Below are 26,030 nucleotides of genomic sequence, written 5' to 3'. Positions count from 1 at the left end.
ACTTTTCCTAGCTGCACGCGGCGGTGTTGGCGGCCTCAGTGACCGCGTACGAACCGGCGCTGACGCCCAGCGTCGTCGCCAACTGGTCTTGGACCGCCCCAGCCTGGGCGCAGACCACTTGGTATAGCTGTGCGTGCGCGACGAACTGTGCAGCGGTCAGCACCGATACCAAGTCGGCGCCGGCCGGCATCACCGCAGTCGTCGGGCCTGAGGCTGCCGCGTTGGTGGCTCTCAGCACCGAATTGATGTCGTGAAAATCTCCGGCGGCCGCTGCCAGCATCTCCGGCTCTGTGATTACAAGTGCCATTTACTTTCCTCCTCGAAGACGGTCGCCGTGATGCTAAGCGGCTATTTCGAGGTAATGCCTGTGCGCTGAGCAAACGCATAGAAACCGCGCTTATTATTCATAGAGGCGTAAACAAACGTCCATTGTTAAAATTGTATTTAATGAGTCGACTATGCATTTCATCGAAATAATTTGTCGCGGTGATGAGTAATGGTATGGGCGGCCACTTTGTCTCAACTGCGGCCGGACGGCGCGAGCCCTGTCACACGGGCTCGCGGCGCAAAACCAACATCCCGTCGCGTCGCCCGGCAACCAGCCGCTGACCGCGCAGTGTGGACCCGACGGCCACCCCGCCCTGCCCGCGCCACGCGGTGACCAGGGTGTCGATCCCGCGAATCTGCTTGTCGGTCAATCCAATAGCGCCTCCGGCCAGCAGCCAGCGGCGGATGACCCGCCGGCGAATCGGGTCGGGCAGCGAGGCCAGTGCCGCAGTGTCGAGTCCGTCACCGGTGGTGGCGGCCGCCAGCGCCTGCGCCGCAAGTGTGTCGATGAGCTCGCTGTCCTCTCGCAACGCCGTCGCGGTGCGTGCCAGTGCTTCGGCGACCCCGCCGCCGAGGACCTCTTCGAGCAGCGGCAGCACCTCCTGGCGCAACCGGGTGCGGGTGAACCGGCGATCGCTGTTGTGGGGGTCGTGCCATGCGGCCAGGCCCAGCTCGTCGCAGGCGGCATGGGTCACGGCACGCCGCAGGCCCAGTAGCGGCCGACACCACGGCGGATCATGCGGGCGCATGCCCGCGATCGAGCGGGCGCCCGAGCCGCGGCCCAGTCCGAGCAGCACCGTTTCGGCTTGGTCGTCGAGCGTGTGCGCTAACAGCACTGGACGGTCCCCGCGGGCGGCCTGCAACGCCTCATAGCGCGCGGTGCGGGCGGCCGCCTCCAAGCCGCCGTCAGCACCCACCTGTACGCAAAGTACCTGCGCGTCAACACATCCCAGCTCCATAGCCTGTCGTCGCGCGGTGGCGGCGACCTGGGCCGAGCCGGCCTGCAGGCCGTGGTCGACGATCAGCGCGGTGGTAGGGCGCAGGCCGGCCGCGGCCGCGGTGAGCGCCAACGAGTCGGGGCCACCGGAAAGCCCCACGCACCAGCGCTCAACTCCGGCGAGGTAGGTGTCGGTAAATGCCTTGACAGCCGTCGTGAGCTGCCCTACAGCACTCTGTCGATCCATCGTTGCGGGTTTTCGATTTCCGCGGGCAATGGCAGCGTTTCGGGACCTGACCAGATCGTGTTGAACTGCTGCATGCCGACCCGGCTGACCACCTGGTCGACGAAGGCTTTGCCTCGGGTGTATTGCTTTAGCTTGGTGTCGATGCCCAGCAGCGCCCGCAGCAACCGCTGTAGCGGGGGCTGCTTGCGGTGGCGACGCTCGTCGAACCGACGGCGGATGGTGTCCACCGACGGGACCACCCTCGGCCCGACAGCATCCATCACGTGATCGGCATGGCCCTCGAGCAGGGTGCCGAGCACCAGCAGTTGATCCAGCGCCTCCCGTTGCGGCTCGGACTGCACGGCGCGCAGCAGGCCCAGCACTCCCGGCGAGTTGCCGTCCGGGTTGACACCGCCGGCGTCCCTGCGACTGCGGACGAACTCGGCGAGCCGGCCTAGCACCTGGCTGACATCTTCCCGGCTTTCGCGCGTCAGCACGGCCAACGCCTGCGACATGTAGCCGGACAGCCAGGGATTGACGGTGAACTGCACCCGGTGGGTCACCTCGTGCAGACACACCCACAGCCGGAAGTCGGCGGGCCGTACCCGCAGTTGACGCTCGACGGCGATGACGTTGGGGTACACCAGCAGCAGGCAGCCTCCGTTGCCGGCGGCGAACGGGTCGTACTGGCCGAGAATTCCCGAGGACACGAAGGCCAGCACGGCGCCGGTCTGCGCGCCGGTGAGCCGTCCGATGAAAAAGCCGCGTGGCTTGTCGGTCCCGCCGGTCATCACCCGCATGGACTCCGCCGCCGCGCGGATCCACTGCGGCCGGTCCACGACCCGCGCCTCGGGCACCGGCCCGCCGACGTCTAGGCCGGTGACCTCCCGCACCGGCGGCTCGGCTGCCTTAGCCGCGCTGGTCAGATCGGCGATCACCTGGCGTCGGGTGTACTCGGTCGCCGGCGGACCCGGGCGAGCAAGCCGCTCACCGACCTCTGCGGCGAAGCGCCAGTCGATAGCGCGTCCGACGGTCAGCTCAGCGGATCCGGTCATGTCGCGCATCCACATGTGCGCAGCCGCGCGGCCAGGGCGTCGATCGCCAAACGGCCGGTCGGGCCGGCGTCGTTGGAGATGAACGCAAACGTCAGCACCCGTCCGCTGTTGTCGGTGACCACCCCGGCCAGGGAGTTGACGGCGGTCAGTGAACCGGTCTTGGCCCGCAACCAGCCCGCCGCGATCCCGTCGGCGGCGGGGTCGACGAAACGGTTGGACAGCGTGCCGCTGCCGCCGGCGATCGGCAGCAAATCCAGCAGCGGCCGCAGCGTCGGCTGGTTCGGCCCGGCCGCAGCCTGCACCACGGAGTCGAGTGTCTTGGCGGTCAACCGGTCGTTGAGCGACAGCCCGCTGGAGTCCACCAGCGTGGCCCCCGAGGTGTCGACTCCCGCGGCGGCCAGCCGACTGATCACCGCGTCGACGGCGCCGGCGAAGCTGTGCGGCCGATGCGTAGCGGCCGCCACCTCGCGTGCGATGCACTCGGCCATCACGTTGTCGGAGGCGTCCATCATCTCGCCGAGACGCTCGATGAGCGGCGCGGAGCGGACAGCGGCCAGCTCCCGGGCACCGGGCGGCGCCGTTGCCAACGTCACCGTCGCAGGGTCGACGCCGAGTGCGGTAGCCAGCGCGCGCCCGGCATCCACAGCCGGGGTGTGCGAGCGGGTGGAGTCCGGAGTCGCCGGCTGAACACGTCCACCGTCGAGCATCACCGGCTCGATCGGTGCGACGTCACCACCGTCGATGTCGGCCGGGTCCCAACCCGGCGCAGTCTTTGGGCCGGTGAATGCCGAGGTGTCCACCTTGACCGCGGTCGGCTTCACCCCACTGCGGCGAACCTGACCGGCCAGATCGCTGATGCGTGCGGCGTCGTGGTACCACGACTGCCCGCCGGGCGGCACCGCCGACAAGGTGGGATCGCCGCCGCCCACCAGCACAACGACGCCCGCCTCCTTACCGGCGACCACCCGCGTCGTGACCGTGGCCTCTCGGTCCAGCGTCAGCAGCGCGGCGGCCGCGGTCAGCACTTTGTTGGTGGACGCCGGCAGCAGCGGCACGTCGTCAAGCTGATGCCAGAGCTCCTTGGCGGTCATCGCATCGGTGATCCGGCCGCCCAGCCGGCCCAGATTCGGGTCGGCCACCTGCGGCGCCAGCGTCGCGGACAGCCCCGCTTCGGTCGGCGCGGGGGCGCTGGCGGGGACCGGAACCACCGCAGGCGGCGCCGCGACAGTGTGCGGCTCCGGCGAGGTCCGCGCCGTCTTGGCGTCGCGGGCGCTCGAGGTCAGCCACGCTGCCGCCGCCACCAGGGCAGCGACCACCGCGAGCACGGCTACCCCGATGATCGCGTGGGTCGATCGCCGCCACCGAGTGGGACGCATGACTCTCCTGCCTGTTCTTGTCTTAATTGTGCCGAACCGATCTCCGACCGCCGCCGGGTTGGCAGCTGTTCTGTGCTCGGTATCGCTGCACTAGGGTTGACCTGACCCATGACCCACGACGTCAGCCGACGGTCAGCGACTTTGCGAAGGAGCCGGCACGGTGCAGTTCGACGTGACCATCGAAATCCCCAAGGGCCAGCGCAACAAATACCAGATCGACCACGAGTCAGGGCGGATCTATCTGGACCGTTACCTCTACACCTCCATGGTCTACCCGACCGACTACGGCTTCATCGACGACACCCTGGGTGAAGACGGCGACCCGCTCGACGCGATGGTGTTGCTACCCGAGCCGGTGTATCCGGGTGTGCTGGTCAAGTCGCGGCCGGTCGGCATGTTCCGGATGACCGACGAAGCCGGCGGTGACGACAAGGTGCTCTGCGTTCCGGCCGGCGATATGCGTTGGGATCACATCAAGGACATCGACGACGTCCCCCGGTTCGAATTGGATGCGATCAAACACTTCTTTTCGCAGTACAAGGCGTTGGAGCCGGGCAAGTTCGTGAAGACGGCCGATTGGGTGGGCCGCGCCGAGGCCGAAGCCGAAGTGCAGCGCTCGATCGAACGCTTCAAGACCAGCGGGCATTAGGCCCGTTGCGCGATCGGCCGCTGCGCTGGGCGGCTTCGACCGCGACATGAACATCCAACAAGCGCGTCGCGGCTGTGATCTTTTCGCTAGTTGTCGTGCTGTTGATCCCACGTGCGCGGCAGCATCGGCATGGTCGGACCGGGGCCGAACTCGTCACCGGGCAACGTTGCCAACCCGGCCGCCCGGGTTGCGGCTTTGGACACCGCCCCGGCGAAGCCCAGCGGCCCGGCCGCATTTGTCGACGCCGACGGCGTAGCGACGCCGGTAGTCGGCTCGTTGTCGATGTCGAGGTATTCGTAGCCGTAGCCTCGGTCGATGACGGTCCCGGGGCGCCGGCGTGCCCGCGGCCGCTGCTGGTCTGGGGCGGTGGCAGACACCGAGGCTGCAGCTGTGTCGACGGGCGAGCGCCTGGACCTGGTGCGGCTGGATAGCGCCGACTCCTGGCCGAGACCGAGGCTGCCAACCATGTAGCCGAAACCCTCCGTACCGGTGACCGGTGCCGGTGGGACAGGAGGCACCGCGGGCGGCGCTGGGGAGGGGGCGGCGGTTGCCGTGGTCGATGCGGCCGGCGCGGCGGGCACCGCCGGGACCCCCGAAGTCGTTGCGGTGGCAGGCGCGGCCACCACCGGCTGCCCGCCCAGGGCCGCGGGTTGGGGCAGCGGCGCGGCGGCGGGAGCGCCCACCGGCTGAGCCACACCGGCCAGTCCCGACAGTCCAGCAGGCCCGGTGAGAGCCGCCACACCGCCCAGGTTGACGATCGCAAGGTTCAAGCCCACTGAAATCAGCAGCGGCAGCTCCTGAATGAGGAAACGCAGTGTTCGCAGCGTCCAGTTGACGATCCGATAGGTCTGCCACGCGATGAAGTAGGAAATGAGCGCCGGAGCCTGGGAGGGATTTAGCAAGCCCTGCCAGTTCTGTTGCAGCCAGGCCAGGGCTTGGGCGTTGCCGTTGAAGAAATTCGGCAGATTCTGCAAGTACTGCTCGGGACTCCAGTTGGGTTGGCCTTGGCCGGGGATTTGTTCCCCGTCGGGACCGAAGAGCATTTGCCAGATCTCCTCCGGTGTCGGCAACTGGAACGAGCCGCCGCCGCCTCGGGCGCCGCTGCCCGCCCCCACGCCGCCACCTGCTCCCCCACCCGCGCCGCCGCTGCCGCTGCTGGCAGCTTCTGCTGTGGCGTGATAGGTACTCATCGTGGTGGCCGCCTGAGTCCACATCCGCGCATAGTCGGCTTCGTTGAGCGCGATCGGAATCGTGTTGATCCCAAGGAAATTGGTCGCCACCAGCAGCCTATGGATAGCGTGGTTGGCGGCCAGCTCCGCCATGGTCGGCATCGCGGCCAGCGCCGCGGTGTAGGCGGCGGCCACCGTCTCGTGCTGAGCGGCCGTTTCGGCACTGATTGCGCTGGCCAACCGCAACCAGGCCAGATATGGCAGATGCGCGGCTGCGTACCGTTCAGCGGTAGGCCCCTCCCACACCGCCTGCGCGCTGGACAATACCGAGGTCAATTCGCTTGCGGCGGTTTCGTATTCGATGCTCAGCGCATTCCACGTGCTGGCGGCGGCCAACAGCGGGCCCGGCCCGGGACCGCTGCTCAGCAATGACGAATGCACCTCCGGCGGAAACGCCATCCATACTGGTGCGATCATCGTCAGCCGCCGCCGACCGAATACGTCGACGCGGCCTCGGCATCACCGGCGGCGTAACCGGTACCGGCCGCGGCCACCCCGACGCCGGCGCGGCCCAGTACTTCGACGCCCTTGGCTGCTGCCGCCGTATGCTGGCCGCCCCGCGCACTGAACATCGCCGCGGCCTGCACCGACACCGGATCGGCCGCCGGCGGTACCACTGCGGTGATCGCCGGAGCCGCTGCAGCGTGCGCGGCCGCCAACTGGGCGGTGATGGCTTCGACAGCCGCACTGGTCGCCGTCAGACCTTCGGGAACCACTCGCAACATCATGATCCGGCCTCCTTTGTGACCCGGCCAAACTGCGGTGCAAGGCCAATGCCCAGCGCCACGCCCCAGCCCGCCAGTCCTGCCACCAATCCGAAAACCAAGTGCCACAGCAGCTTTACGTCGAGCCCAGGCGAAACCCACACGGGCAGAGCAGCTATCGGGACTGCCAACGCCACGAGGTGGATCGGCGCGGCAGCCGGCACCACCAGCCACGGCCGACGGCGCAGCGTCGGCGTCGCGGTCACCGCATAGAGCATTAGCGCAGCAGCCAGATAGCACCCACTCGCCCACGGCTGGACACCGGACATCAACGTCGCCGTCGTCGAGGCAGCACCCACCATGATCACGGTCTTGCGCCGCCGTGTCACGAGGGCAACGACGACCAGCAAGGTCAGCCAGATCAATCCGCGATGTCCGGGCAGCCCCATCGGAATCCTCATGCCCGCGTAGGAGGCGATCGCGGCAACCGAAAGCACCGGAACGAGAGCCTCCCGGGAGAAGGACAAACCGGCGATCGGCGAATGACAGGCGCAAGGCATAGTCTATTTTAACCTCACATACGGAATAATTACCATTTTTCATTCTTGAATGCGCAATTATCAACCATTTATCTTGCGTAGATGCGGATCGCTGCTTCCCGGCTGCTCGCTGCGCTACTGGCGGTGCTGACGCTCAGTGCGTGCGTCATGCCAGGTGGCGGTCGTGGCGGCGACGTCATCGTCTACGAAGCCGGCCGGGTTCTCGCCCGGTTGACGCTGTCGGAGCTGCAGCACCTTCCGCAGGCCGAGGTCGTCACACCGCAATCGCGCGGGACCCGAGTCCAGAAGGGGCCCACGGTGCGTTGCGTTATCCACGCTGCCGGCGTCACGAACGTCGAGAGCCTGCGTGTCGAAGGACGCGACCCGGCCCAAACACTCAGCGCGGCCGAACTCGACAACCAGGTCATCTTGGCTCTCACCAAACGGAACACCGTCAAGCTCGCCGGTGCTCAACTCGATATCGAGCGCTGGGTGCGCGACGTCACCGCCCTGGTCGTCAACCCGTGAGACGCGTGCTGGCCGGTGCGGATCTCCTCATCGGCATCGACGACACCGACAACCTGCGCAGCCCCGGAACCGGGCGCCGCGCCCGGGCGCTGCTTTGCGAGCTGGCCGCGGCAGGTCTGGGGACGCCCGCCGGGGCTACCCGGCATCAGCTCCACTTGGACGACCAAATCCCTTACACCACACACAATTCCAGCGCCTGCCTGGCCTGGCGAAGCCCTAAGGGAAACCCCGAGGATGTCCGGACGCAAGTCGTCGAGCTCGCTGGCGGTTTCCTCGAGCGGGTCTGTCCGCCGGACGCCGATCCCGGGCTCGCGGTGGCTATCCCGCGCCGGCTCAACCGCGCCGCGCTGGTCGACTTCGGCCGCCGAGCGAAGCGAGAAGTGCTGTGCACCAACCAAGCCCACGAACTTGCTGCCGGCCTCGGCGTGCATCTGTCCGGTCACGGCGGCAGCTGCGACGGGGTGATCGGCGCGCTGGCCGCGGTGGGCCTGCACCTGTCTGGCAACGACGGACTGTTCATCACCTTGCCGGGGCTGGAGCGACTGCCTGCCGAAGCCACCGTCGCCCAGTTGCGCGCGCTGGCATCCATCGACGAGGTCCGCGACGGTCAGGGGCGCCGACCGGGCACCGGCGAGCCTATCGAGCTCGGCGACTGGGTGCATCCGGTACTCGTGGACGGCCGGGCAGTGTTGCTGCTCGAGCCGCCCACGCGCCAGCCGGGCGGTCGTCGGCGGTGGCGGACCGCGCCGCGCTTTGTCGTCAGACAACACTGACACCCGGCCAACCCACCGCGGTGGCATCCTGGCAGCTGTGAACCCGATGTGGCATTTCGCTGCGAATTTCTGGTGGCTGGTCTTCCCGCTCGGGGGCGCCATCGGCGGGGGTTTGCGGGCGATCACCGCGGCCAATGAACGCCGGGCCGAATGACGGCTGGAACGGTACCGCTTGAAGCAGCAGGCCAAAATCGCGATGGCGCAGGCGTCCGGGCTAGCGCGAAACACCAAGGACAGCTACCGGCCGAGAGTGTTCCGGCGAAGAACGGCACACGGTGCGGGCCGCCGCGCGGGCTGCCGCCAAGTCGCCGTGGCCGCCTTGAGCGCACACCTCGATGACACCGATCGGCGCCATAAACACCGGAGCCTGCCACGTTGTGCCGAACACCTCGACGGAGAGATCACGCTCGGTCGGGGCGACCCCCATGCGGGGCAGCAATCCCCAGCGCTTGAACGCTTCGCAGTTGACCTGCTGGGTGTGCTCGGCGGCATCGCCGCACCGGCCTTTGCCTCCAGATCGGTGAAAACGATCGGATACGGCGGTTGCCGGCCGGTCTGGCCGTGCTGATATAGCTCGTTCTGGTACTCGGCGAACCCCATGGGCCGCGGATACCCACCTAGCTGGCGTCGGCAACCCGGGTGGCCCGCAGGCTGGCGAGCGCGGTGAGCGCGAGTGTCACCGCGATGACCGCCAGGCTGAGCAGCGTCGGGATCTCGGGCACCTCGACGTGCCGACCACCGTTGATGAACGGGATCTCGTTCTCCCGCAGGGCATGTAGCAGCAGCTTCACCCCGATAAACGCCAGGATCACGGCAAGTCCTCGAGACAGATACACCAAGCGGTCCAGCAGGGCGCCGAGCAGAAAGTACAGCTGTCGCAGACCCATCAACGCGAACACGTTGGCCGCGAGCACCAAGTACGGCTCGCGGGTGAGCCCGTAGATCGCCGGTATGGAATCGAGCGCGAAAACCAGGTCGGTGGCGCCAAGCGCGAGGATGACCAAAAACATCGGCGTCGCCAGCCGGTCAGGTCCCTGTTTCACGTAGAGCTTGACGCCGTCCCAGGTGTCGGTGGTACGCAATCGCCTGCGCGCGAACCGGACGATCACGTTCTCCGCGTCTCGGTCACGCGTGTGGTTCCGGGCCAGTTTGACGGCGATGTACACCAGAAACGCGCCAAAGAGATAGAAGACCCACGAGAACTGTCGGATGGCCACTGCGCCAAGTGCGATGAAGATGCCGCGCAGGATCAACGCGATCACGATCCCGACCAGCAGCGCCTGTTGCTGGTAGATCCGGGGAACTTTGAAGCTCGCCATGATGACGATGAACAGGAAGAGATTGTCAACCGACAAGCTGTATTCGGTGAGCGACCCGGCGAAGAACTCCACCGCGAACTGCGGGCCTTGGAAGTGCCAGACCCAGATCCCGAACAACACGGCGAGCCCGATATAGGTCGATAGCGCGATTGCGCATTCGCGCATCGTTGGTTGGTGCGCCCGGCGTGCGATAACCACGACGTCGAACAAAAGGACTGCGATCGCGATGCCTAAAACGACGAGCCATTCGACGTCGTGCAACGGGTCGTGCAAAGGACAACCTCCGCTTTCAAGGAAAGCCAGAGGTCTCTTCCACCGCCGAGTGCACCACGGTCCGCGACGCCGGTCGGCCGATGGCGGTCGACGGGATGACGACGCCGCGGTGCCGGAATACTCCCCTCTTGCCAGCAGTCTTTCAGATCAGGGTTAACGGAAGCTGTCGGGCTGGGGACCGGCTCTTAGTATTTTCGATCTGTGCCGATACCCAAGCTGCGCGCTCGGCAGCTGTCGTCGCCGTGACCGAGGTCGGCGGGGCCTCAGCGTCGGCTGCTTTCGAAGGAGCATCCACCGGGCCGATCGCACGCAGCAGCGTGGCCCGCGTCGGCACGGCGACCGTTCTGACGGCCTTGTGCGGCTACGCGGTGATCTACCTGGCCGCGCGGGATTTGGCGCCGGCCGGGTTTTCGGTGTTCGGGGTGTTCTGGGGCGCGTTCGGCTTGGCCACCGGCGCCGCCAACGGGCTTCTGCAAGAGACCACCCGGGAGGTCCGCTCGGCGCGCTACACCGACATACTGCCGGACGGCCGCACTCATCCGTTGCGGGTGGCCGCGGTGGTCGGGGTGGCGGCGGCTGTGGTGATCGCGGGCAGCTCGACGCTGTGGAGCCGGCAGGTCTTCGTCGATGCCCGCTGGCTTTCGGTGGGGTTGCTGAGCGTAGGCCTGGCCAGCTTTTGCGTGCACGCGACGCTGCTGGGTGTGCTGGCCGGGGCCAACCGCTGGAGCCAATATGGGGCGCTGATGGTGACCGACGCCACCATCCGGGTCGCGGTCGCGCTCGCGACGTTCGTCATCGGCTGGGGACTGCGGGGATTCTTGTGGGCCACGGTGGCGGGGGCGACGGCGTGGCTGATCATGCTGATCGCCTCCCCGACCGCGCGGGCCGCGGCCCGGCTGCTCACGCCCGGAAGCACCGCCACCTTCCTGCGCGGGGTGGGCCACTCGATCACCGCCGCCGGTGCCAGCGCCATCCTGGTGATGGGATTCCCGGTGCTGCTGAAGGCGACCTCGGCCGAGCTGGGCGCAGAAGGCGGGGTGGTCATCTTGGCGGTGACCTTGACCCGGGCACCGCTGCTGGTTCCGCTGACCGCGATGCAGGGCAACCTGATTGCGCATTTCGTCGATGAGCGCACCGACCGGCTGCGGGCGCTGATCGGCCCGGCAGCGGTCGTGGGTGGGATCGGCGCGGTCGGGGTGGTGGCCGCGGGGCTGGTGGGCCCGTGGTTGTTGCGGGTCGGGTTCGGGCCCGGCTACCACGCCGCCAGCTGCCTACTGGCCTGGCTGACCGCTGCGGCGCTGGCAATTGCCATGCTGACGCTGACCGGGGCCGCGAGTGTCGCCGCGGCGCTGCACCGGGCTTATGCGTTGGGCTGGGTGGGCGCCACGGTGGCGTCGACGTTGCTCCTGCTCCTGCCGATGCCGCTGGGAACCCGCACGGTCGTCGCGCTGCTGTGCGGTCCGCTGGTCGGGATCGCGATACATCTGGCCGCGCTTGCCCGTACGCGCCGCTGATCGGCGTGTAGCTTGGGGCATCGACATGGGTTATCCCGACGTCTGGATCGTTGTTCCAGCCTTCAACGAAGCCGCGGTCATCGGCGAGGTTATCGCCGACGTCCGCTCGGTCTTCGACCACGCCGTATGTGTGGACGACGGCAGTACCGACGGAACCGGCGAGATTGCGCTGGGGGCCGGGGCGCACTTGGTGCGCCATCCGGTCAACCTGGGCCAGGGGGCTGCGATCCAGACCGGTGTGGAGTATGCCCGCAGTCAGCCCGGCGCACAGGTCTTCGCCACGTTCGACGGCGACGGCCAGCACCGTGTCAAAGACCTGGTCACCATGGTCGACCGGCTCAGCGCCGGTGACGTCGACATCGTCATCGGAACCCGCTTCGGCCGGCGCGGCGGCAACCGGCCGCCACTGCTGAAACGGATCGTGCTGCGCACCGGGGCGTGGTTGAGCCCGCGCGGTCGCCGACTCGGGTTAACCGACACCAACAACGGCCTGCGGGTGTTCAACAAGAAGGTGGCTGACAAGCTCGACATCACGATGAGCGGGATGAGCCACGCCACCGAGTTCATCATGCTGATCGACGAAAACGGTTGGCGCGTAACCGAAGAACCCGTCGAGGTGCTCTACACCGACTATTCCAAATCCAAGGGGCAGCCGCTGCTCAACGGTGTCAACATCATTTTCGACGGATTCCTGCGTGGAAGGATGCCGCGTTGAACTGGATACAGGTGCTGCTGATCTTTTCGATCATTGCGCTGCTGGTCTACCTGTTGCGCTCGCGGCGCAGCGCGCAGTCGCGGGCCTGGGTCAAAGTCGGCTATGTCGTGTTCGTGCTCGCGGCAATCTACGCCGTGCTGCGGCCCAACGACACTACGGTGGTGGCGCACTGGCTGGGGGTGGCTCGCGGCACCGACCTGATGCTCTACGCGCTGATCATCGCGTTCAGTTTCACCACGCTCAGCACCTACCTGCGGTTCAAGGACCTGGAACTGCGCTACGCCCGGCTGGCCCGCGCCATCGCGCTCGGAAGCGCCCAAGCCCCCGAGCAGCGCTAGATTTCGTGCAGCCGCCGGAAGTAATCGACGGTGCGCCGCACGCCTTCCTCCAATTCGACCTGCGGCGACCAGCCCAAAACCCGTTGCGCCAGGCCGATATCGAGGCAGGAGCGCCTCAGGTCGCCGAGCCGCGGCGGACGAAACTCCGGCTCGTCGGGCCCGCCGACCGCGGCCGCCACCACCGAATGCAGTTGGCGGTCTGAGGTTTCCACTCCGGTACCGATATTGAAACGCATGCCGTCGCCCACCGGTCCGGCCGCTTTGACGAAAGCATCCACCACGTCGTCGACGTAGACATAGTCGCGCGTGTTGCCGCCGTCGCCGAAGATCTTGGTGGGCTTGCCGCACAGCAGTGCCTCCGCGAAGATCGCAACCACCCCGGCCTCGCCGTGCGGATCCTGGCGCGGCCCATACACATTGGCCGGCGCGATATGCGAGCACTCCAGGCCGTAGAGGTGTCGAAACGTGTTGAGGTAGATCTCAGCGGCCACCTTGCCCGCGGCGTACGGCGACGCCGGGTCGGTCGGCACCTCTTCGCTGGTCGGGTAGGTCGGCGGAGTGCCGTAAATCGATCCGCCCGAGGAGGTGTTCACGATCTTGCGCACGCCGGCGCGCCGCGCCGCGTCGGCAAGCCGGATCGTGCCGACGACGTTGACCGAGGCGTCGAACTCCGGGTTGGCCACCGAATGCCGCACGTCGATCTGCGCAGCCAGGTGGAACACCACCTCCGGGCGATGCTGGTCGAGGATGGCCTGCAAATCCGCGGTGACGATGTCGGCCTCGACGAACACGAATTCGCGATTGCCTGCCAGATGTTCGATGTTGGTCGCGCGGCCGGTGGCGAAGTTGTCCAGCCCGACCACGGTGTGACCGTCGGCGATCAGACAGTCGACTAGCGTCGAGCCGATGAAACCGGCTGCCCCGGTAACCAGTGCACGCACCGGCCCACCATACCGACGGGCTCCGCGGGTCGCGCTGGCCGCCGCCGCGTTGATCGCAGTCCAGCTGGCGGTCCGTGCGGTGCTGGCGTTCGGCGGCTACTTCTACTGGGACGACCTGATTCTCGTCGGCCGGGCCGGCACCCATGATCTGCTGTCGCCGTCATACCTGTTCGACGACCACGACGGGCACCTGATGCCGGCCGCGTATCTGGTGGCCGGGGTAATCGCCCGGCTGGCGCCGCTGAATTGGGTCGGACCGGCGATCAGCCTGGTGGTACTGCAGCTGCTGGTCTCGCTGGCGTTGCTGCGCGCGCTGCACGCGATCCTGGGCTGGCGGCCGGTCCTGCTGGTCCCGCTGACCTTCGCGCTGTTTACCCCGCTCGGGGTTCCGGGTTTCGCGTGGTGGGCCGCAGCCCTGAACTCGTTGCCGATGCTGGCCGCACTGGCCTGGGTATGCGCCGACGCAGTTCTGTTGGTGCGCACCGGGAACCAGCGCTACGCGGTTACCGGTGCGCTGGCGTATCTCGGTGGCCTGCTGTTCTTCGAGAAGGCCGCGGTGATCCCGTTCGTTGCGTTCATGGTCACCGCGCTGCTGTGCCACGTGCAGGGTCGCCCGGCCGCGCTGGTGACGGTGTGGCGGGCCGGTTTTCGGTTGTGGGCGGCGTCGCTGGCGCTGACCGGTGCCTGGATTGGCTTGTATCTGGTGGTGGTGGACCAGCGACGGTGGAGCACGGACCTGACGATGACCGGTGACCTGCTGCGCCGCTCGATCACGCACGGCATCGTTCCGGGCCTGGCCGGCGGACCGTGGGCCTGGGACCGGTGGGCGCCGGCCTCGCCGTGGGCGACGCCGCCGCCGGCGGTGCGGGCGCTCGGCTGGCTGGTGCTGGCTGCGGCGCTGGCGGTGTCCCTGCTTCGCAAGCGTCGCGTCGGGTTGATATGGCTCGCCGCGGCCGGCTACGCGGTCGCCTGCCAGGTGCCGATCTATCTGATGCGCTCGTCGCGGTTCACTGCGCTCGAACTGGCCCAAACCCTGCGGTATTTCCCCGATCTGGTCGTCGTGCTGGCGCTGTTGGCCGCGGTCGGATTCTGCGCGCCGAATCGAGCATCCTCGCGCTGGCTGGATGCGTCTGCGGCGCGCACCGCGGTGACGGCGAGCGTGGTGACGCTGTTCGTGGCCAGCAGCCTGTATTCGACGGCGACATTCCTGCGGTCCTGGCGTGACAATCCCGCCCAGCCGTATCTGCAGCATGCGCGCCGAAGTTTGGCTGACGCGCGCGCAGCGTCGTCGGCACCGCTGCTCGACCAAGAGGTCGACCCGTTGGTGCTGCAGCGGGTGGCCTGGCCGGAGAACCTGGCCAGCCACATATTCGCATTGCTGCGGGACAGGCCTGAATTCGCCTCGACCACAACGCAATTGCGGATACTCGACAGCTCGGGGTGGCTGGTCGGTGCACGGGTGGCCTGGGTGCGGACGATCCTGCCGGGACCGATGCCGCAATGCGGATACTTTGCCCAGCCGGACCGACCGGCGCGGCTGGTGCTCGACGGGCCGCTGCTGCCCGCGGACTGGACCACCGAGATCAACTACCTGGCCAACAGCGACGGCTCGCTCATGCTGTCGCTGACCGAGGGCCCCACGGTCAAGGTTCCGGTGCATCCGGGCCTCAACCGCGTGTACGTGCGCCTTCCCGGAGCGGGTGAGGCGATCACCGCGCGGGCCGACACCGCGGCGCTGGCCGTGTGCATCGCCGCCGGGCCGGTGGGCTACCTGGTGAGAGCCACCTAGGAGAATCGAACTCCTGACCTGCTCATTACGAGTGAGCCGCTCTGCCGACTGAGCTAAGGTGGCATGCCCTGCCGGGCGGCACTACTCTACCGGTCGACCCGCAGCGCCTGGCCAATGGTGGCGACCATCGCGTCGACGGCGAACTTCGGTTTGACGTTGACAGCCAGCGCTTCGCGGCACTGCAGCACTGCTTCGATGCAGCGCAGCAGCCGTTCCGGGGAGGCATGCGCGGCCATCGCGGCCGCCCGATCCGCCATGTCGGGGTGGTTGGCGCGCACCGTGTGCGCCCCGGTGGCCACCATCAGCGAATCCCGGAAGTAGGTCGCCAGGTCGATCAGCGCCCGGTCCAGCGCATCGCGTGACGCCCTGGTCTGACGCGACTTCTGGCGTCGCTCAAGGTCTTTGATGGCCCCGGTCGAGCCCCGCAAGGTAGCCGCGGTGCCCTTGCCGGTGCCTCCGGCACCCAGCGCCGTCCGCAACTCCTCGGTCTCTGCCTCGTCGCGGCCGGCGGTCAGCTCGTAAGCCTCCGCCTCCGCGGCGGCCACCAGCTCCTCGGCGGCGGCGTAGGCCCGTGACGGGGTTGCCGCGTCGCGGGCCAGCTCCAGCGCTCGCTGGCGCCGTCGCCGCGCATCTGGATCGGTGGCCAGCCGCCGCGCCCGCCCCACATGACCGCCGCTGACCGAGGCCGCCCAGGCTGCGGTGTCGGCGTCCAGCCCGTCGCCGTCGACCAGGACCTGGGCGATCGCCGTGGCCGACGGGGTGACCAGCGCCACGTGGCGGCAGCGGGAACGCAGCGTAATCGCGATGTCTTCGGGGTCGACCGACGGCGCACACAGCAGGAACACCGTCGACGGCGGCGGTTCCTCGACGACCTTGAGCAGCGCGTTGGCCGCCCCTTCGGTCAGCCGGTCGGCGTCTTCGATCAGCACGATCTGCCAGCGCCCGGTGCTGGGGCGCCGCGACGCGATTTGCACGATGGCCCGCATCTCGTCCACGCCGATGGACAAGCCTTCCGGGATCACGCGCCGCACATCTGCGTGGGTGCCGGCCATCGTCGTGGTGCACGCCCGGCACTGTCCGCAGCCCGGAACACCATCGGAGGTGCACTGCAGGGCGGCCGCGAAGCACAGCGCCGCCACCGAACGCCCCGAGCCGGGCGGGCCGGTGATCAGCCACGCATGCGACATCGCGGGGCTGTGAGCCGAATCACCGCGGGCCGCGCGGGCAGCGGCCACCAGCTCGGCCTCCACGGCCTGCTGGCCGACCAACCGCGCGAACACCCCGGGCATCACCGCAAACAGTACTGGTCACCGCCGACACCAGCTGCGGCGCAACCTGCTTTTTGGTTGCCGCTAAGTGCCGACAGCCGGATACGGTGGGTCCGTGAACACCGCAGCGACACTGAGCGGACGAACCAGCGCGTTCCTCCGCTGGCTGGTGCGCACGCCGTGGCCGGTGTTCTCGCTGAGCATATTTCAGGCCGACATCATCGGCGCACTGCTGGTGCTCGGCTTCCTGCGCTACGGCTTGCCGCCCGAGGACCGCGTCGAGCTGCAGGACCTGCCCCGGACCAACCTGACGCTCTTCGCAATCACGCTGGTCGTGCTCGTCGCCACCGGGTTCTCGGTGAGCGTGCGGCTGCTGGTGCCGGTTTTTCGGTGGCAGCGGCGCGACAGCCTGCTCGCCGACACCGACCCGGGCACCACCGAGCTGGCCCGCATCCGCGCGCTGCGGATGCCGTTCTACCGCGTGCTGATCAGCCTGTGCTACTGGTGCGTGGGCGGCGTGGTGTTCATCGTCGCCAGTTGGCGAAAGACCAGCCAGCTAGGACCGGTGGTGGGTGTTGCCGTCGCCCTGGGTGCCGCCGCGACCGCGATCATCGGCTACCTGCAGGCCGAACGGGTCCTGCGGCCGGTGGCGGTTGCCGCCCTGCGGGGCGGCGTGCCCGAGAACGTGCGCGCACCCGGTGTCATCCTGCGCCAATTGCTGACGTGGGCGCTGTCGACCGGGGTGCCGCTGCTGGCCATCGTGCTGGCCGTAATGGCCGACAAGGCCGCGTTCCTGCACGGGCCACCCGAAAAGCTGCTCAACCCGATCCTGCTGATGGCACTGCTGGCATTGGTGATCGGGCTGGCCAGCACTCTGTTGGTGGCCATGTCGATCGCCGACCCGCTGCGCCAGCTGCGCTGGGCGCTCGGCGAGGTGCAGCGCGGAAACTACAACGCGCACATGCAGATCTACGACGCCAGCGAACTGGGCCTGCTACAGGCCGGCTTCAACGACATGGTGCGCGACCTGGCCGAGCGGCAACGGCTGCGCGACCTCTTCGGCCGCTACGTGGGCGAAGACGTCGCCCGCCGCGCCCTGGAGCGCGGCACCGAACTGGGCGGGCAGGAACGCGACGTCGCCGTGCTGTTCGTCGACATGGTCGGCTCCACCCAGCTGGCGGCGACCCGGCCGCCCGCCGAGGTCGTCAACCTGCTCAACGAATTCTTCCGGGTGATCGTGGAAACCGTTGGCCGCCACGGCGGTTTCGTCAACAAATTCCAGGGGGATGCCGCGCTGGCGATCTTCGGCGCGCCCATCGAGCACCCCGACGCTTCCGGCGGCGCGTTGGCGGCCGCGCGCGAACTACACGACGCGCTGCTGCCGGTGCTGGGTTCGCTGGAGTTCGGGATCGGGGTCTCGGCCGGCCGCGCGATCGCCGGCCACATCGGCGCGCAGGCCCGCTTCGAATACACCGTGATCGGCGACCCGGTCAACGAGGCCGCCCGGCTCACCGAGCTGGCCAAGCTCGAAGAGGGCCACGTGCTGGCATCCGCGGTCGCGGTCAGCGGCGCAATCGACGCAGAAGCGTTGTGCTGGGAGGTTGGCGAAGTCGTCGAACTGCGCGGGCGAACCGCGCCCACCCAGCTGGCCAGGCCTTTGAATCTCGCTGCGCCCGAACAGGTTTCCAGCGAGGTGAGTAGCTAAGCCCGCTTCTTCGCCGGTGCCTTGCGGGTCGTCTTCTTGGCGGTCCGCTTGACCGGCCCGCGGGCCCGGCGATCTGCCAGCAATTCGGCGGCGCGCTCGTCGGTGATCGACAACACGTCGTCGCCCTTGCGAAGACTGGCGTTGGTCTCCCCGTCGGTGACATAAGGTCCGAACCGGCCATCCTTGACCAGCATCTGCCTACCCGACGCCGGGTCGATTCCCAGTTCACGTAACGGCGGCGCCGAGGCGCTTTGCCGGCCGCGGCGTTTGGGCTCGGCGTAGATCTTCAGCGCCTCGTCCAACGTGATGCTGAAAATCTGGTCTTCGCTCGTAAGCGATCGAGAGTCGTTGCCCCGCTTGAGGTATGGCCCGTAACGGCCGTTCTGTGCAGTGATCTCCTCGCCCGTGTCGGGGTCGACGCCGACGACACGAGGCAGCGACAGCAGTTTCAGCGCGTCATCGAGGGTGACGGTCTGCAGGTCCATGCTGCGCAGTAGCGACGCGGTACGGGGTTTGGGGCGAGCGGGTTTTTTGCCCTTCCTGTCGGCAGCGCCGTCATCGTCGGGCTCCTCGGGCAGGACCTCGGTGACATACGGCCCATACCTGCCGTCTTTGGCGACGATCTGGTAGCCGGTCTCGGGATCCACGCCCAGCACCCGGCCCTCCTGCGGGGTGGCGAAAAGCTCTTCGGCCACCTCCAACGTCAGCTCGTCGGGTGCCAGGGTGTCGTTGAGATTGGCCCGCTGAGGCGTCGGCTCGCCGTCGTCGCCGGCGACCATGCGTTCCAAATAGGGACCGTTCTTGCCCACCCGCACATAGATGGGACGTCCTTCGGCGTCGTCAAACAACTTGATGGAGTTGACTTCTCGCGCGTCGATGCCTTCGAGGTTGACGCCGACCAGCTTCTTCAAGCCCCCCGAACGCGCCACCGAACCCGGTACCCCATAGTCGCCGCCGAAGTAGAAGTTGGACAGCCAGTTCGTGCGGTGCTCGTGGCCGGCGGCAATCTCGTCGAGACCGTCTTCCATCGCGGCGGTGAACTCGTAGTCGACGAGCCGGCCGAAATGCTGTTCCAAAAGCCCGGTGACCGCGAACGCCACCCACGACGGCACCAGGGCGCTGCCCTTCTTGTACACATAGCCGCGGTCCTGGATGGTCTTGATGATCGACGAGTACGTCGACGGCCGCCCGATGCCTAGCTCCTCGAGTGCTTTGACCAGCGAGGCTTCCGTGTAACGCGGCGGCGGGTTGGTGGAGTGCTGATCCGGGATCACTTCGGCGGCGTCGACCCGCTGCCCCTCGCTCAGGTGCGGCAGGCGCCGCTCGGCGTCGTCGGCCTCTCCGCCGGCCAGTTCGTCGACGGTTTCCACATAGGCCTTCAAGAACCCGGGGAAGGTGATGGTGCGCCCGGTCGCGGAGAACACCACCTGCCGCTCACCCGACGTCCCGGCGATCCGCAGGCTCAGCGTGGTGCCGCGCGCGTCGGCCATCTGCGAGGCCACCGTGCGCTGCCAGATCAGTTCGTAGAGGCGGAAGTCGTCACCGTCGAGCTCGCGGCGCACCGCGTCGGGCGTGGCGAACGTCTCACCGGCAGGGCGGATCGCTTCGTGCGCCTCCTGGGCGTTTTTGACCTTGCGGGTGTACTGCCGCGGCGACGGCGAGACGTACTCCTCGCCGTAGAGCTGTCGCGCTTGAGTGCGGGCGGCGTTGATCGCCGACTCCGACAGCGTGGTGGAGTCGGTGCGCATATAGGTGATGTAGCCGTTTTCGTAGAGCCGCTGCGCCACGCTCATCGTCCGTTCCGCGGAGAACCGCAGCTTACGGCCGGCTTCCTGCTGCAGCGTCGAGGTCATGAACGGCGCATACGGTCGGCGGGTGTAGGGCTTCTCCTCGGCGGACGCCACGGTCAGCTGCGCGCCACGCAACCCTTCGGCGATCGCGGTGGCGCCCGCCTCGTCGAGCACAACCACTTCGTCGGGTTTGCGCAGCACGCCCAGCGAGTCGAAATCGCGCCCGGTGGCCACGCGCAACCCGTCGACGCTGGTCAGCCGGGCCGAGAAGGTGGGTGGGGTCGCACCGGGATCGGAGACGCTGGCGTCCAGCTCGGCGACCACGTCCCAGTATTCGGCGCTGCGGAACGCCATCCGCTCGCGTTCGCGCTGCACGATGATGCGGGTGGCCACCGACTGAACCCGGCCAGCCGAAAGCTTGGGCGCGACCTTCTTCCACAGCACCGGACTGACCTCGTAGCCGTACAGCCGGTCCAGGATGCGACGGGTCTCTTGGGCGTCGACGAGGTCGTTGTCCAGATCGCGGGGATGCTCGGCGGCCGCGCGGATCGCGGGTTCGGTGATCTCGTGGAACACCATCCGCTTGACCGGTATGCGCGGTTTAAGCGTCTCCAGCAGGTGCCAGGCGATGGCCTCACCCTCACGGTCGCCGTCGGTGGCCAGATACAGCTCGTCGGCGTCTTTAAGCCGGGCCTTGAGTTCGTTGACCGTGTTTTTCTTGTCGGGGCTGATGATGTACAGCGGTTCGAAGTTGTGGTCGACGTCCACGCCGAGGCGTGCCCACGGTTCGGATTTGTACTTGGCGGGCACGTCTGCGGCGTTTCGTGGCAGGTCGCGGATGTGCCCCCGGGAGGACTCGACGATGTAGTCGGAGCCCAGGTAGCCGGCTAGTTTGCGCGCTTTGGTCGGCGACTCCACGATGACGAGTCGCCGCGCGCTTCCATTTCTGCCGCTGCTGCGGCCGCCGTTAGCCAACTGTGCCTACGCTCCATCTCTGTCCAAAGACCCTCGGTCAACCCTGTGGACAACTGACAATGTGGCACCCCCGGCCAGCCGACGCAAACCGACTCTCCGGGACCGGTGCCGTGGTTGGCGGCTAAACGCGGGGCCACTGCGACAACGCCTGCGGGTCGGCAGGCGGTTCCCCGACGTTTTCTACCAGGCGCGATAGCCGTCGCCGACCGCTGATCCGCAACGCGGGCCGGCTGCCGCGGGTGCCGATGAGGGTGGGTGCGATCCCCACCCGCATCAGCGCCGACGCCAGCGGTGAATGGGTGTCGGGCGCGTGGGGGTCGAGCCCGAGCAGGTAGCGGTCGGCGTCCCGGCACCCGGCTGCCAGCGTCCAGGCCCGCAGCTCCCGCGGGCCCGGCAGCCACTGCGGGGGTACGGTCTTGACCGCCCCGCGGGTCCACTCGGCGGCGATCGCCCGCAGCCGGGGGTCGACGGCCGTGCGCACCAGCGGGGTGTCTTCGTCGGTGCGGGTGATCTCGGGCACCAAGCCCGCGTCGTCGATCATCGCGGCCAGCGCCGCGGCCCGCCACGGCTGCTCAACCACGACCGATAGCCGCGCACCGGCGCCCACGATCACGATCTGGCCGGGCGCCGCCAGCACCCCGGTGAGGTCGGCGACCGCGGGCGGCACCGACTCCGCCGAGAAAAAGGACAGCTGGCTCACGTCACCGACAGTAGGTCACCTCGGGCGACGATTCGCGCTGCGCAGTCGCATAACGAAAACCCCCGGCGGACCCGGTAACCGGGACCACGCGGGGATTTTCGCCAGAAGCTTTCGCTCAGATGGAACGGACGTCGGTCGCCTGCGGCCCCTTGGGGCTTTGACCGACTTCGAACTCGACTCGCTGATTCTCCTCAAGCGTGCGGAAGCCCGTTCCCTGGATTTCCGTGTAGTGGACGAACACGTCGGCCGAACCGTCCTCGGGGGCGATGAAGCCGAATCCCTTCTCCGCGTTGAACCACTTCACAGTTCCCTGTGGCATTTCTCGATCTTTCCTTCTCTTCTGGGTGCGGTGCACCGTGTTTCGGTGCCCGGGCCTGCTGTGACCGCCATACCTCGCGGAGTCGCTCGGAACTCACCCGACCTACACCCTCGCAGGAACCGCGGCCGCAACGTCGATCCTGCGAAAGTTTGACACGAACACAGAAGCTGCGACCGCCATAAGTCAATCATGTTCCCGGCTCGAGCGACAGCTTGTGGCCAGCAATTCGCCCAATCAGGTGGTGAACAATGCAGTTGATAGCCGGCGCGAGGAGGCACACGTGGCATTCGGCAGCGAGTTGCTCGCCGCCGTAGTCGCCGGCGTCGAGCCGGGCGAGCATCCGTTGCGGCATGTCGCCGAACTGGCCCCGCAGGCCGGCCAACCGCGCAGCTGGCCGACCTGGGCGCAACCGGAGGTGGTTCGCGCGTTCAACGACTACGGCATCGGCCGACCGTGGTCGCACCAGTACCGCGCCGCGGAATTGGCCCACGCGGGCCGTCATGTGGTCCTCAGCACCGGGACCGCCTCGGGCAAATCGCTGGCCTACCAGCTTCCCATTCTCAACGCGCTCGCCGCCGATCCACGGGCACGAGCGCTGTATCTGTCGCCGACCAAAGCGCTCGGCCATGACCAGCTGCGCACCGCGCACGCGCTGACCGCAGCAATCCCGCGACTGGCCGACGTGGCGCCCACCGCATACGACGGCGACAGCCCCGCCGAGGTGCGCCGCTTCGCGCGGGAGCGCTCTCGGTGGCTGTTTTCCAATCCGGACATGGTTCATCTGTCGATATTGCGCAACCATGCCCGCTGGGCGGTGTTTTTGCGCGGACTGCGTTTCGTGGTGATTGACGAATGCCATTACTACCGCGGCGTTTTCGGCTCCAACGTGGCGATGGTTTTGCGTCGCCTGCTGCGGTTGTGCGCTCGGTACGCCGCTCATCCCGATGTGCGCCCGACGTTCATCTTCGCCAGTGCGACGACGGCGTCGCCGGGCGCGACGGCCAGCGAGCTGATCGGCCAACCTGTTGAGGAGGTCACCGACGACGGTTCCCCTCAGGGGGCGCGCACGGTAGCCCTGTGGGAGCCCGCGTTGCGCCGCGACTTGACCGGTGAAAACGGCGCCCCGGTACGCCGCTCCGCCGGTGCTGAGGCGGCACGGCTCATGGCTGATCTGGTCGCCGAGGGCGCGCGCACGCTGACATTTGTGCGCTCGCGGCGCGGTGCGGAACTGACCGCGCTGGCCGCGCGGTCTCGTCTGCGAGACATCGCGCCGGAGCTGGCTGACAAAGTGGCGTCCTACCGGGCGGGTTATCTCGCCGAGGAGCGCAGCGCGCTCGCGCATGCGCTGGCCGAGGGCCGGCTGCGCGGTCTGGCCACCACCAACGCACTCGAGTTGGGCGTCGACATCGCGGGCCTGGATGCCGTGGTGATCGCCGGGTTCCCGGGCACGGTCGCCTCGTTCTGGCAGCAGGCCGGACGGTCCGGGCGCCGCGGCCAGGGTGCCCTGATCGTGCTGATCGCCCGCGACGATCCACTGGACACCTACCTGGTGCACCACCCGGCGGCGTTGCTGGACAAGCCCATCGAGCGGGTCGTGATCGATCCGGCCAACCCATATCTTCTGGGTCCGCAATTGCTCTGTGCAGCAACTGAATTGACACTCGACGACGATGAAGTTCGGGCGTTGCGCGCTGAAGATGTGGCCAGCACGCTGGTCGACGACGGCCTGCTGAGGCACCGCTTCGGCAAGTACTTTCCCGCGCCGGGTCTGGACCCGCATCCTGCCGTCGACATCCGGGGGCCCACCGACGGCCAGGTCGTCATCGTGGAGGCCGACACCGGGCGGCTGTTGGGCACCGCCAGCGCCAGCCAAGCCCCGGCGACTGTGCACCCCGGAGCGGTATACCTGCACCAGGGCGACAGTTACGTCGTCGACTCACTCGACACCGAGGACGGCATCGCGTTTGTCCACGCCGAAGACCCCGGATATGCCACATTCGCACGGGAAGTCACCGACATCGCGGTCACCGGCGAAGGCGAGCGCATGGTTTTCGGGCCGGTGACGCTGGGCTTGGTCCCGGTGACCGTCACCAACCAGGTCATCGGCTACCTGCGCCGCCGGCTCAACGGCGAGGTACTCGACTTCATCGACCTCGACATGCCGGCACACACCCTGCCCACCACCGCAGTCATGTATACGATCACCCCAGAGTCATTGCAGCGCAACGGCATCGACGGGCCGCGAATCCCGGGCGCTCTGCACGCGGCCGAGCACGCGGCGATCGGGCTGCTGCCGCTGGTGGCCAGCTGCGACCGGGGCGACATCGGCGGGCTGTCGGCCGCGGTGGGTCCCGACCCGTTTGCCCGGCTGCCCACTGTCTTTGTCTACGACGGCTATCCGGGCGGGGCCGGCTTCGCCGAACGCGGCTTTCGTCAGGCGAGGACCTGGCTGAGCGCGACGGCCGCGGCGATCGAGGCGTGCGAATGCCCCACCGGCTGCCCGTCGTGTGTGCAGTCGCCGAAATGCGGAAGCGGCAACCAACCGCTGGACAAAGCGGGTGCGGTCGCCGTGTTGCGGTTGGTGCTCGCCGCATTGACCGACGGATGACGACCGACCCCTCGACGGGCGACGTCCGTGGCCATGGCGGCAACACCGCCAACGCTTTGCTGACTAGACCGGGACGTGCCGAACTTGCGACACGGCGCGACGAACGGTCGGACAACGCGATCCGTTCCCAATCCCGACGGCTTCGGGCGCAGCAGCAAGATACCCGGCCAGCACACTGCGCGCAACTCATCGACGAAAGTCGCGGGGCCGCAAACCTGTTTAGACGAGCTCAATGGGGCCGATAATCGTGCCGGCCGCCGTAAAGTCGCTGGCATGGGCCATGACTGGCTGCTGGTGGAGACACTGGGCAAAGAACCGATCGTGGTGGCGCAGGGAACGCAGCCACGCAACCTGGTGCCGATTACCGCCTTCCTGCGACGCAACCCACATCTCGCGGCCATCCGAACGGCGATTGCCGAGTCGATTCGAACCCGGGCGAGCCCGGATCCAAATCGAAGACAAGACGTTTGCCGGACTGATCTCGCTGCGACTGCCAACCGACCGCGAACTGGCCGAAGCGGGGTTATCGCGCTCCGGTAACCACACCGGCTGAGCGCACGCCGTCGTTCACCCGGCCGTGTCGACGGGCCCCGCACGGGCCGCCGCCCTGGCCGTCGCCCCTCCTACCACCGCCGCCCCGACCGTGACGACGACGTCTAGCCCCTGCACGGCGCATTCGAGGTCGCCGGCCCGCATCCGACGGGCCACCACGCCGCCCGGGCGCAGGCCACGTCGGCGCCAGCCGACACCCGCGCGGCTGCGGCAAGCGCAGCCAGGTCGGCGGCCGCCTGTGCGCGGTGGCGGGCCACCACGACCGAGCCGAGGTATGCCCCGCCACCGGTGACGCACAGCAGCACAGCAACCATCACCGCTGCGAGCACGGTGGCCGCGCCGTCCTCACCGCAGCGGCTCGGCTGCCGAAATCCCCTCGGCTCCAATGACCAACGCAGGCAACAGGTTCGACCGCGCGGTGACGGTCGCGACGACGAACTCGCCGTCGCGGCGCACCTGCACCTGCGCTGCCCGCGGCGCGACGCGCCGAGCGGCGTCGACCGCGCGCTCGTCGCCTCGCGCCGCCAGTCGAGCCGCCTCCCGCGCGGCGTCGACACAACGCACCTGCATCGACATTGCGGTGACACCCGCAACGCACAGCACCAGCACCGCGACCAGCGCGGCGATCGCCAAGGCGGCCTCCACAGTGCTGACACCGGCATCGTCGGCTACGTCTTGGTGTTCAGCGCCCGGGCGATGATGTTGGTCAACGCATTCACGATGGAATCGCCGGTGACGACCGTGTAGAGGATCGCCCCGAACGCGGCGGCCGCAATGGTCCCGATGGCGTACTCGACGGTGGACATGCCCGACTCGTCGACCACCAAAAGCACCAGGCGCGCATGCAATGCGCGAAACATGTTGTCCTTGCGCATTTTTGT

At 67.9% G+C, this 26,030-nt stretch carries 24 protein-coding genes, 1 tRNA gene and 3 pseudogenes; 10 read left to right on the top strand and 18 right to left on the bottom strand.

From position 1 onward, the window contains the following. Positions 1 to 7 precede the first annotated feature (7 nt). The 4 genes from MYXE_RS02115 to dacB all read right to left on the bottom strand — a co-directional run bounded on the left by MYXE_RS02115 (position 8) and on the right by dacB (position 3,921). On the bottom strand, positions 8 to 307 hold the full coding sequence (locus MYXE_RS02115) for a PE family protein (RefSeq protein ID WP_003921660.1): 300 nt from the start codon (positions 305 to 307) through the stop codon (positions 8 to 10). Between the two features lie 241 nt (positions 308 to 548). Further along, a complete protein-coding gene (gene tilS / locus MYXE_RS02110; RefSeq protein ID WP_003921659.1) occupies positions 549 to 1,511 on the bottom strand; it encodes a tRNA lysidine(34) synthetase TilS in 963 nt (320 codons plus the stop codon). Continuing rightward, entirely contained in the window at positions 1,490 to 2,545 is a 1,056-nt protein-coding gene (locus MYXE_RS02105) for a zinc-dependent metalloprotease (RefSeq protein WP_085193074.1), read from the bottom strand. The genes tilS and MYXE_RS02105 overlap by 22 nt, the downstream gene beginning before the upstream one ends. Continuing rightward, on the bottom strand, positions 2,542 to 3,921 hold the full coding sequence (dacB, locus tag MYXE_RS02100) for a D-alanyl-D-alanine carboxypeptidase/D-alanyl-D-alanine endopeptidase (RefSeq protein WP_085193061.1): 1,380 nt from the start codon (positions 3,919 to 3,921) through the stop codon (positions 2,542 to 2,544). Before dacB ends, MYXE_RS02105 begins: the two co-directional genes overlap by 4 nt. A gap of 160 nt (positions 3,922 to 4,081) precedes the next feature. Between dacB and MYXE_RS02095 the strand changes: the two genes are divergently transcribed. After that, positions 4,082 to 4,570 carry an inorganic diphosphatase gene (locus MYXE_RS02095; protein WP_085193062.1) on the top strand — a complete coding sequence of 163 codons (489 nt, stop codon included), beginning with the start codon at positions 4,082 to 4,084 and terminating at the stop codon, positions 4,568 to 4,570. 86 nt (positions 4,571 to 4,656) lie between these two features. On the opposite strand, the gene MYXE_RS02090 is transcribed toward MYXE_RS02095, so the two are convergent. Genes MYXE_RS02090 through MYXE_RS02080 form a run of 3 tightly spaced genes read right to left on the bottom strand, consistent with a single transcriptional unit; the run spans position 4,657 to position 7,000 of the window. Next, entirely contained in the window at positions 4,657 to 6,216 is a 1,560-nt protein-coding gene (locus tag MYXE_RS02090; RefSeq protein ID WP_232061705.1) for a PPE family protein, read from the bottom strand. A 2-nt stretch (positions 6,217 to 6,218) separates the two neighbouring features. Next, positions 6,219 to 6,527 (bottom strand): PE family protein, encoded by a 309-nt coding sequence (locus MYXE_RS02085; RefSeq protein ID WP_003921654.1) that lies wholly within the window; start codon positions 6,525 to 6,527, stop codon positions 6,219 to 6,221. After that, positions 6,524 to 7,000: a hypothetical protein gene (locus tag MYXE_RS02080; RefSeq protein WP_232061704.1), complete on the bottom strand. Its 477-nt coding sequence runs from the start codon at positions 6,998 to 7,000 to the stop codon at positions 6,524 to 6,526. Before MYXE_RS02080 ends, MYXE_RS02085 begins: the two co-directional genes overlap by 4 nt. A 144-nt stretch (positions 7,001 to 7,144) precedes the next feature. Here MYXE_RS02080 and MYXE_RS02075 point away from each other — a divergent pair, with 144 nt between their 5' ends. Both MYXE_RS02075 and MYXE_RS02070 read left to right on the top strand, forming a co-directional pair. After that, entirely contained in the window at positions 7,145 to 7,570 is a 426-nt protein-coding gene (locus MYXE_RS02075) for a hypothetical protein (protein ID WP_003921652.1), read from the top strand. Beyond that, positions 7,567 to 8,343 (top strand): hypothetical protein, encoded by a 777-nt coding sequence (locus tag MYXE_RS02070; protein WP_039890622.1) that lies wholly within the window; start codon positions 7,567 to 7,569, stop codon positions 8,341 to 8,343. The genes MYXE_RS02075 and MYXE_RS02070 overlap by 4 nt, the downstream gene beginning before the upstream one ends. A gap of 242 nt (positions 8,344 to 8,585) precedes the next feature. Here the strand turns inward: MYXE_RS02070 and MYXE_RS02065 are convergent. Beyond that, positions 8,586 to 8,943 (bottom strand): annotated as a pseudogene (locus MYXE_RS02065) (alpha-hydroxy-acid oxidizing protein); the annotation flags it as partial. 17 nt (positions 8,944 to 8,960) lie between these two features. Continuing rightward, positions 8,961 to 9,935 (bottom strand): TerC family protein, encoded by a 975-nt coding sequence (locus MYXE_RS02060; protein WP_112650000.1) that lies wholly within the window; start codon positions 9,933 to 9,935, stop codon positions 8,961 to 8,963. A gap of 197 nt (positions 9,936 to 10,132) precedes the next feature. Between MYXE_RS02060 and MYXE_RS02055 the strand changes: the two genes are divergently transcribed. Genes MYXE_RS02055 through MYXE_RS02045 form a run of 3 tightly spaced genes read left to right on the top strand, consistent with a single transcriptional unit; the run spans position 10,133 to position 12,502 of the window. Continuing rightward, on the top strand, positions 10,133 to 11,449 hold the full coding sequence (locus tag MYXE_RS02055) for a hypothetical protein (protein WP_172468574.1): 1,317 nt from the start codon (positions 10,133 to 10,135) through the stop codon (positions 11,447 to 11,449). Between the two features lie 25 nt (positions 11,450 to 11,474). Beyond that, positions 11,475 to 12,164, top strand: a complete 690-nt coding sequence (locus MYXE_RS02050; RefSeq protein ID WP_003921646.1) for a glycosyltransferase family 2 protein — start codon at positions 11,475 to 11,477, stop codon at positions 12,162 to 12,164. After that, positions 12,161 to 12,502, top strand: coding sequence for a DUF2304 domain-containing protein (locus tag MYXE_RS02045; protein ID WP_003921645.1), 342 nt, complete (start codon positions 12,161 to 12,163; stop codon positions 12,500 to 12,502). Before MYXE_RS02050 ends, MYXE_RS02045 begins: the two co-directional genes overlap by 4 nt. Here MYXE_RS02045 and MYXE_RS02040 read toward each other — a convergent pair. Further along, positions 12,499 to 13,443, bottom strand: coding sequence for a GDP-mannose 4,6-dehydratase (locus MYXE_RS02040; protein ID WP_003921644.1), 945 nt, complete (start codon positions 13,441 to 13,443; stop codon positions 12,499 to 12,501). The two genes, MYXE_RS02045 and MYXE_RS02040, sit on opposite strands and share 4 nt — an antisense overlap. Between MYXE_RS02040 and MYXE_RS02035 the strand changes: the two genes are divergently transcribed. Further along, positions 13,409 to 15,232, top strand: coding sequence for a hypothetical protein (locus tag MYXE_RS02035; RefSeq protein WP_161552028.1), 1,824 nt, complete (start codon positions 13,409 to 13,411; stop codon positions 15,230 to 15,232). The two genes, MYXE_RS02040 and MYXE_RS02035, sit on opposite strands and share 35 nt — an antisense overlap. Here the strand turns inward: MYXE_RS02035 and MYXE_RS02030 are convergent. Together MYXE_RS02030 and MYXE_RS02025 are read right to left on the bottom strand one after the other, a co-directional pair. Continuing rightward, positions 15,223 to 15,295: transfer RNA gene (locus MYXE_RS02030), tRNA-Thr, on the bottom strand. The genes MYXE_RS02035 and MYXE_RS02030 overlap by 10 nt on opposite strands. 23 nt (positions 15,296 to 15,318) lie before the next feature. Further along, positions 15,319 to 16,521, bottom strand: a complete 1,203-nt coding sequence (locus MYXE_RS02025) for a DNA polymerase III subunit delta' (protein ID WP_085193064.1) — start codon at positions 16,519 to 16,521, stop codon at positions 15,319 to 15,321. A gap of 67 nt (positions 16,522 to 16,588) precedes the next feature. On the opposite strand from MYXE_RS02025, the gene MYXE_RS02020 reads away from it, so the two are divergent. Next, positions 16,589 to 18,205 carry an adenylate/guanylate cyclase domain-containing protein gene (locus MYXE_RS02020; RefSeq protein WP_232061703.1) on the top strand — a complete coding sequence of 539 codons (1,617 nt, stop codon included), beginning with the start codon at positions 16,589 to 16,591 and terminating at the stop codon, positions 18,203 to 18,205. On the opposite strand, the gene topA is transcribed toward MYXE_RS02020, so the two are convergent. The 3 genes from topA to MYXE_RS02005 all read right to left on the bottom strand — a co-directional run bounded on the left by topA (position 18,202) and on the right by MYXE_RS02005 (position 21,989). Continuing rightward, positions 18,202 to 20,970 (bottom strand): type I DNA topoisomerase, encoded by a 2,769-nt coding sequence (topA, locus tag MYXE_RS02015; protein ID WP_039890612.1) that lies wholly within the window; start codon positions 20,968 to 20,970, stop codon positions 18,202 to 18,204. The two genes, MYXE_RS02020 and topA, sit on opposite strands and share 4 nt — an antisense overlap. 121 nt (positions 20,971 to 21,091) lie before the next feature. Continuing rightward, positions 21,092 to 21,670 (bottom strand): hypothetical protein, encoded by a 579-nt coding sequence (locus MYXE_RS02010; RefSeq protein ID WP_003921639.1) that lies wholly within the window; start codon positions 21,668 to 21,670, stop codon positions 21,092 to 21,094. A gap of 115 nt (positions 21,671 to 21,785) precedes the next feature. After that, a complete protein-coding gene (locus tag MYXE_RS02005) occupies positions 21,786 to 21,989 on the bottom strand; it encodes a cold-shock protein (protein ID WP_003921638.1) in 204 nt (67 codons plus the stop codon). A 280-nt stretch (positions 21,990 to 22,269) separates the two neighbouring features. Between MYXE_RS02005 and MYXE_RS02000 the strand changes: the two genes are divergently transcribed. Both MYXE_RS02000 and MYXE_RS01995 read left to right on the top strand, forming a co-directional pair. Then, positions 22,270 to 24,597 carry a DEAD/DEAH box helicase gene (locus MYXE_RS02000; protein ID WP_085193079.1) on the top strand — a complete coding sequence of 776 codons (2,328 nt, stop codon included), beginning with the start codon at positions 22,270 to 22,272 and terminating at the stop codon, positions 24,595 to 24,597. Positions 24,598 to 24,870: 273 nt separating this feature from the next. Beyond that, positions 24,871 to 25,038: pseudogene (locus MYXE_RS01995) on the top strand (GAF domain-containing protein); the annotation flags it as partial. A 215-nt stretch (positions 25,039 to 25,253) separates the two neighbouring features. On the opposite strand, the gene MYXE_RS01990 reads toward MYXE_RS01995, so the two are convergent. From MYXE_RS01990 to MYXE_RS01980, 3 genes and pseudogenes are all read right to left on the bottom strand, one after another. Further along, positions 25,254 to 25,478, bottom strand: a complete 225-nt coding sequence (locus MYXE_RS01990) for a pilus assembly protein TadG-related protein (RefSeq protein ID WP_332102212.1) — start codon at positions 25,476 to 25,478, stop codon at positions 25,254 to 25,256. Next, positions 25,463 to 25,794, bottom strand: a pseudogene (locus MYXE_RS01985) (TadE family type IV pilus minor pilin). The gene MYXE_RS01990 and the pseudogene MYXE_RS01985 overlap by 16 nt, the downstream one beginning before the upstream one ends. Before the next feature lie 23 nt (positions 25,795 to 25,817). Further along, a complete protein-coding gene (locus MYXE_RS01980; protein WP_085193068.1) occupies positions 25,818 to 26,024 on the bottom strand; it encodes a DUF4244 domain-containing protein in 207 nt (68 codons plus the stop codon). Positions 26,025 to 26,030 lie beyond the last annotated feature (6 nt).

It is taken from the genome of Mycobacterium xenopi (assembly GCF_009936235.1).
In the GTDB taxonomy this organism is placed as follows: Bacteria; Actinomycetota; Actinomycetes; order Mycobacteriales; family Mycobacteriaceae; genus Mycobacterium; species Mycobacterium xenopi.
The sequence above is the reverse complement of the archived record's forward strand: the minus strand, read 5'-3'. Positions and strand labels throughout refer to the sequence as shown.

Bases quoted from the DNA above. Each gene is read 5' to 3' on its own strand.
- dacB (WP_085193061.1), bottom strand. From the start codon at position 3,921: ATGCGTCCCACTCGGTGGCGGCGATCGACCCACGCGATCATCGGGGTA.
- MYXE_RS02025 (WP_085193064.1), bottom strand. From the start codon at position 16,521: ATGCCCGGGGTGTTCGCGCGGTTGGTCGGCCAGCAGGCCGTGGAGGCC.
- MYXE_RS01980 (WP_085193068.1), bottom strand. From the start codon at position 26,024: ATGCGCAAGGACAACATGTTTCGCGCATTGCATGCGCGCCTGGTGCTT.
- MYXE_RS02115 (WP_003921660.1), bottom strand. From the start codon at position 307: ATGGCACTTGTAATCACAGAGCCGGAGATGCTGGCAGCGGCCGCCGGA.
- MYXE_RS02105 (WP_085193074.1), bottom strand. From the start codon at position 2,545: ATGACCGGATCCGCTGAGCTGACCGTCGGACGCGCTATCGACTGGCGC.
- MYXE_RS02005 (WP_003921638.1), bottom strand. From the start codon at position 21,989: ATGCCACAGGGAACTGTGAAGTGGTTCAACGCGGAGAAGGGATTCGGC.
- MYXE_RS02085 (WP_003921654.1), bottom strand. From the start codon at position 6,527: ATGATGTTGCGAGTGGTTCCCGAAGGTCTGACGGCGACCAGTGCGGCT.
- MYXE_RS02050 (WP_003921646.1), top strand. From the start codon at position 11,475: ATGGGTTATCCCGACGTCTGGATCGTTGTTCCAGCCTTCAACGAAGCC.
- MYXE_RS02035 (WP_161552028.1), top strand. From the start codon at position 13,409: ATGAAACCGGCTGCCCCGGTAACCAGTGCACGCACCGGCCCACCATAC.
- MYXE_RS02075 (WP_003921652.1), top strand. From the start codon at position 7,145: ATGCGGATCGCTGCTTCCCGGCTGCTCGCTGCGCTACTGGCGGTGCTG.
- tilS (WP_003921659.1), bottom strand. From the start codon at position 1,511: ATGGATCGACAGAGTGCTGTAGGGCAGCTCACGACGGCTGTCAAGGCA.
- MYXE_RS02090 (WP_232061705.1), bottom strand. From the start codon at position 6,216: ATGATCGCACCAGTATGGATGGCGTTTCCGCCGGAGGTGCATTCGTCA.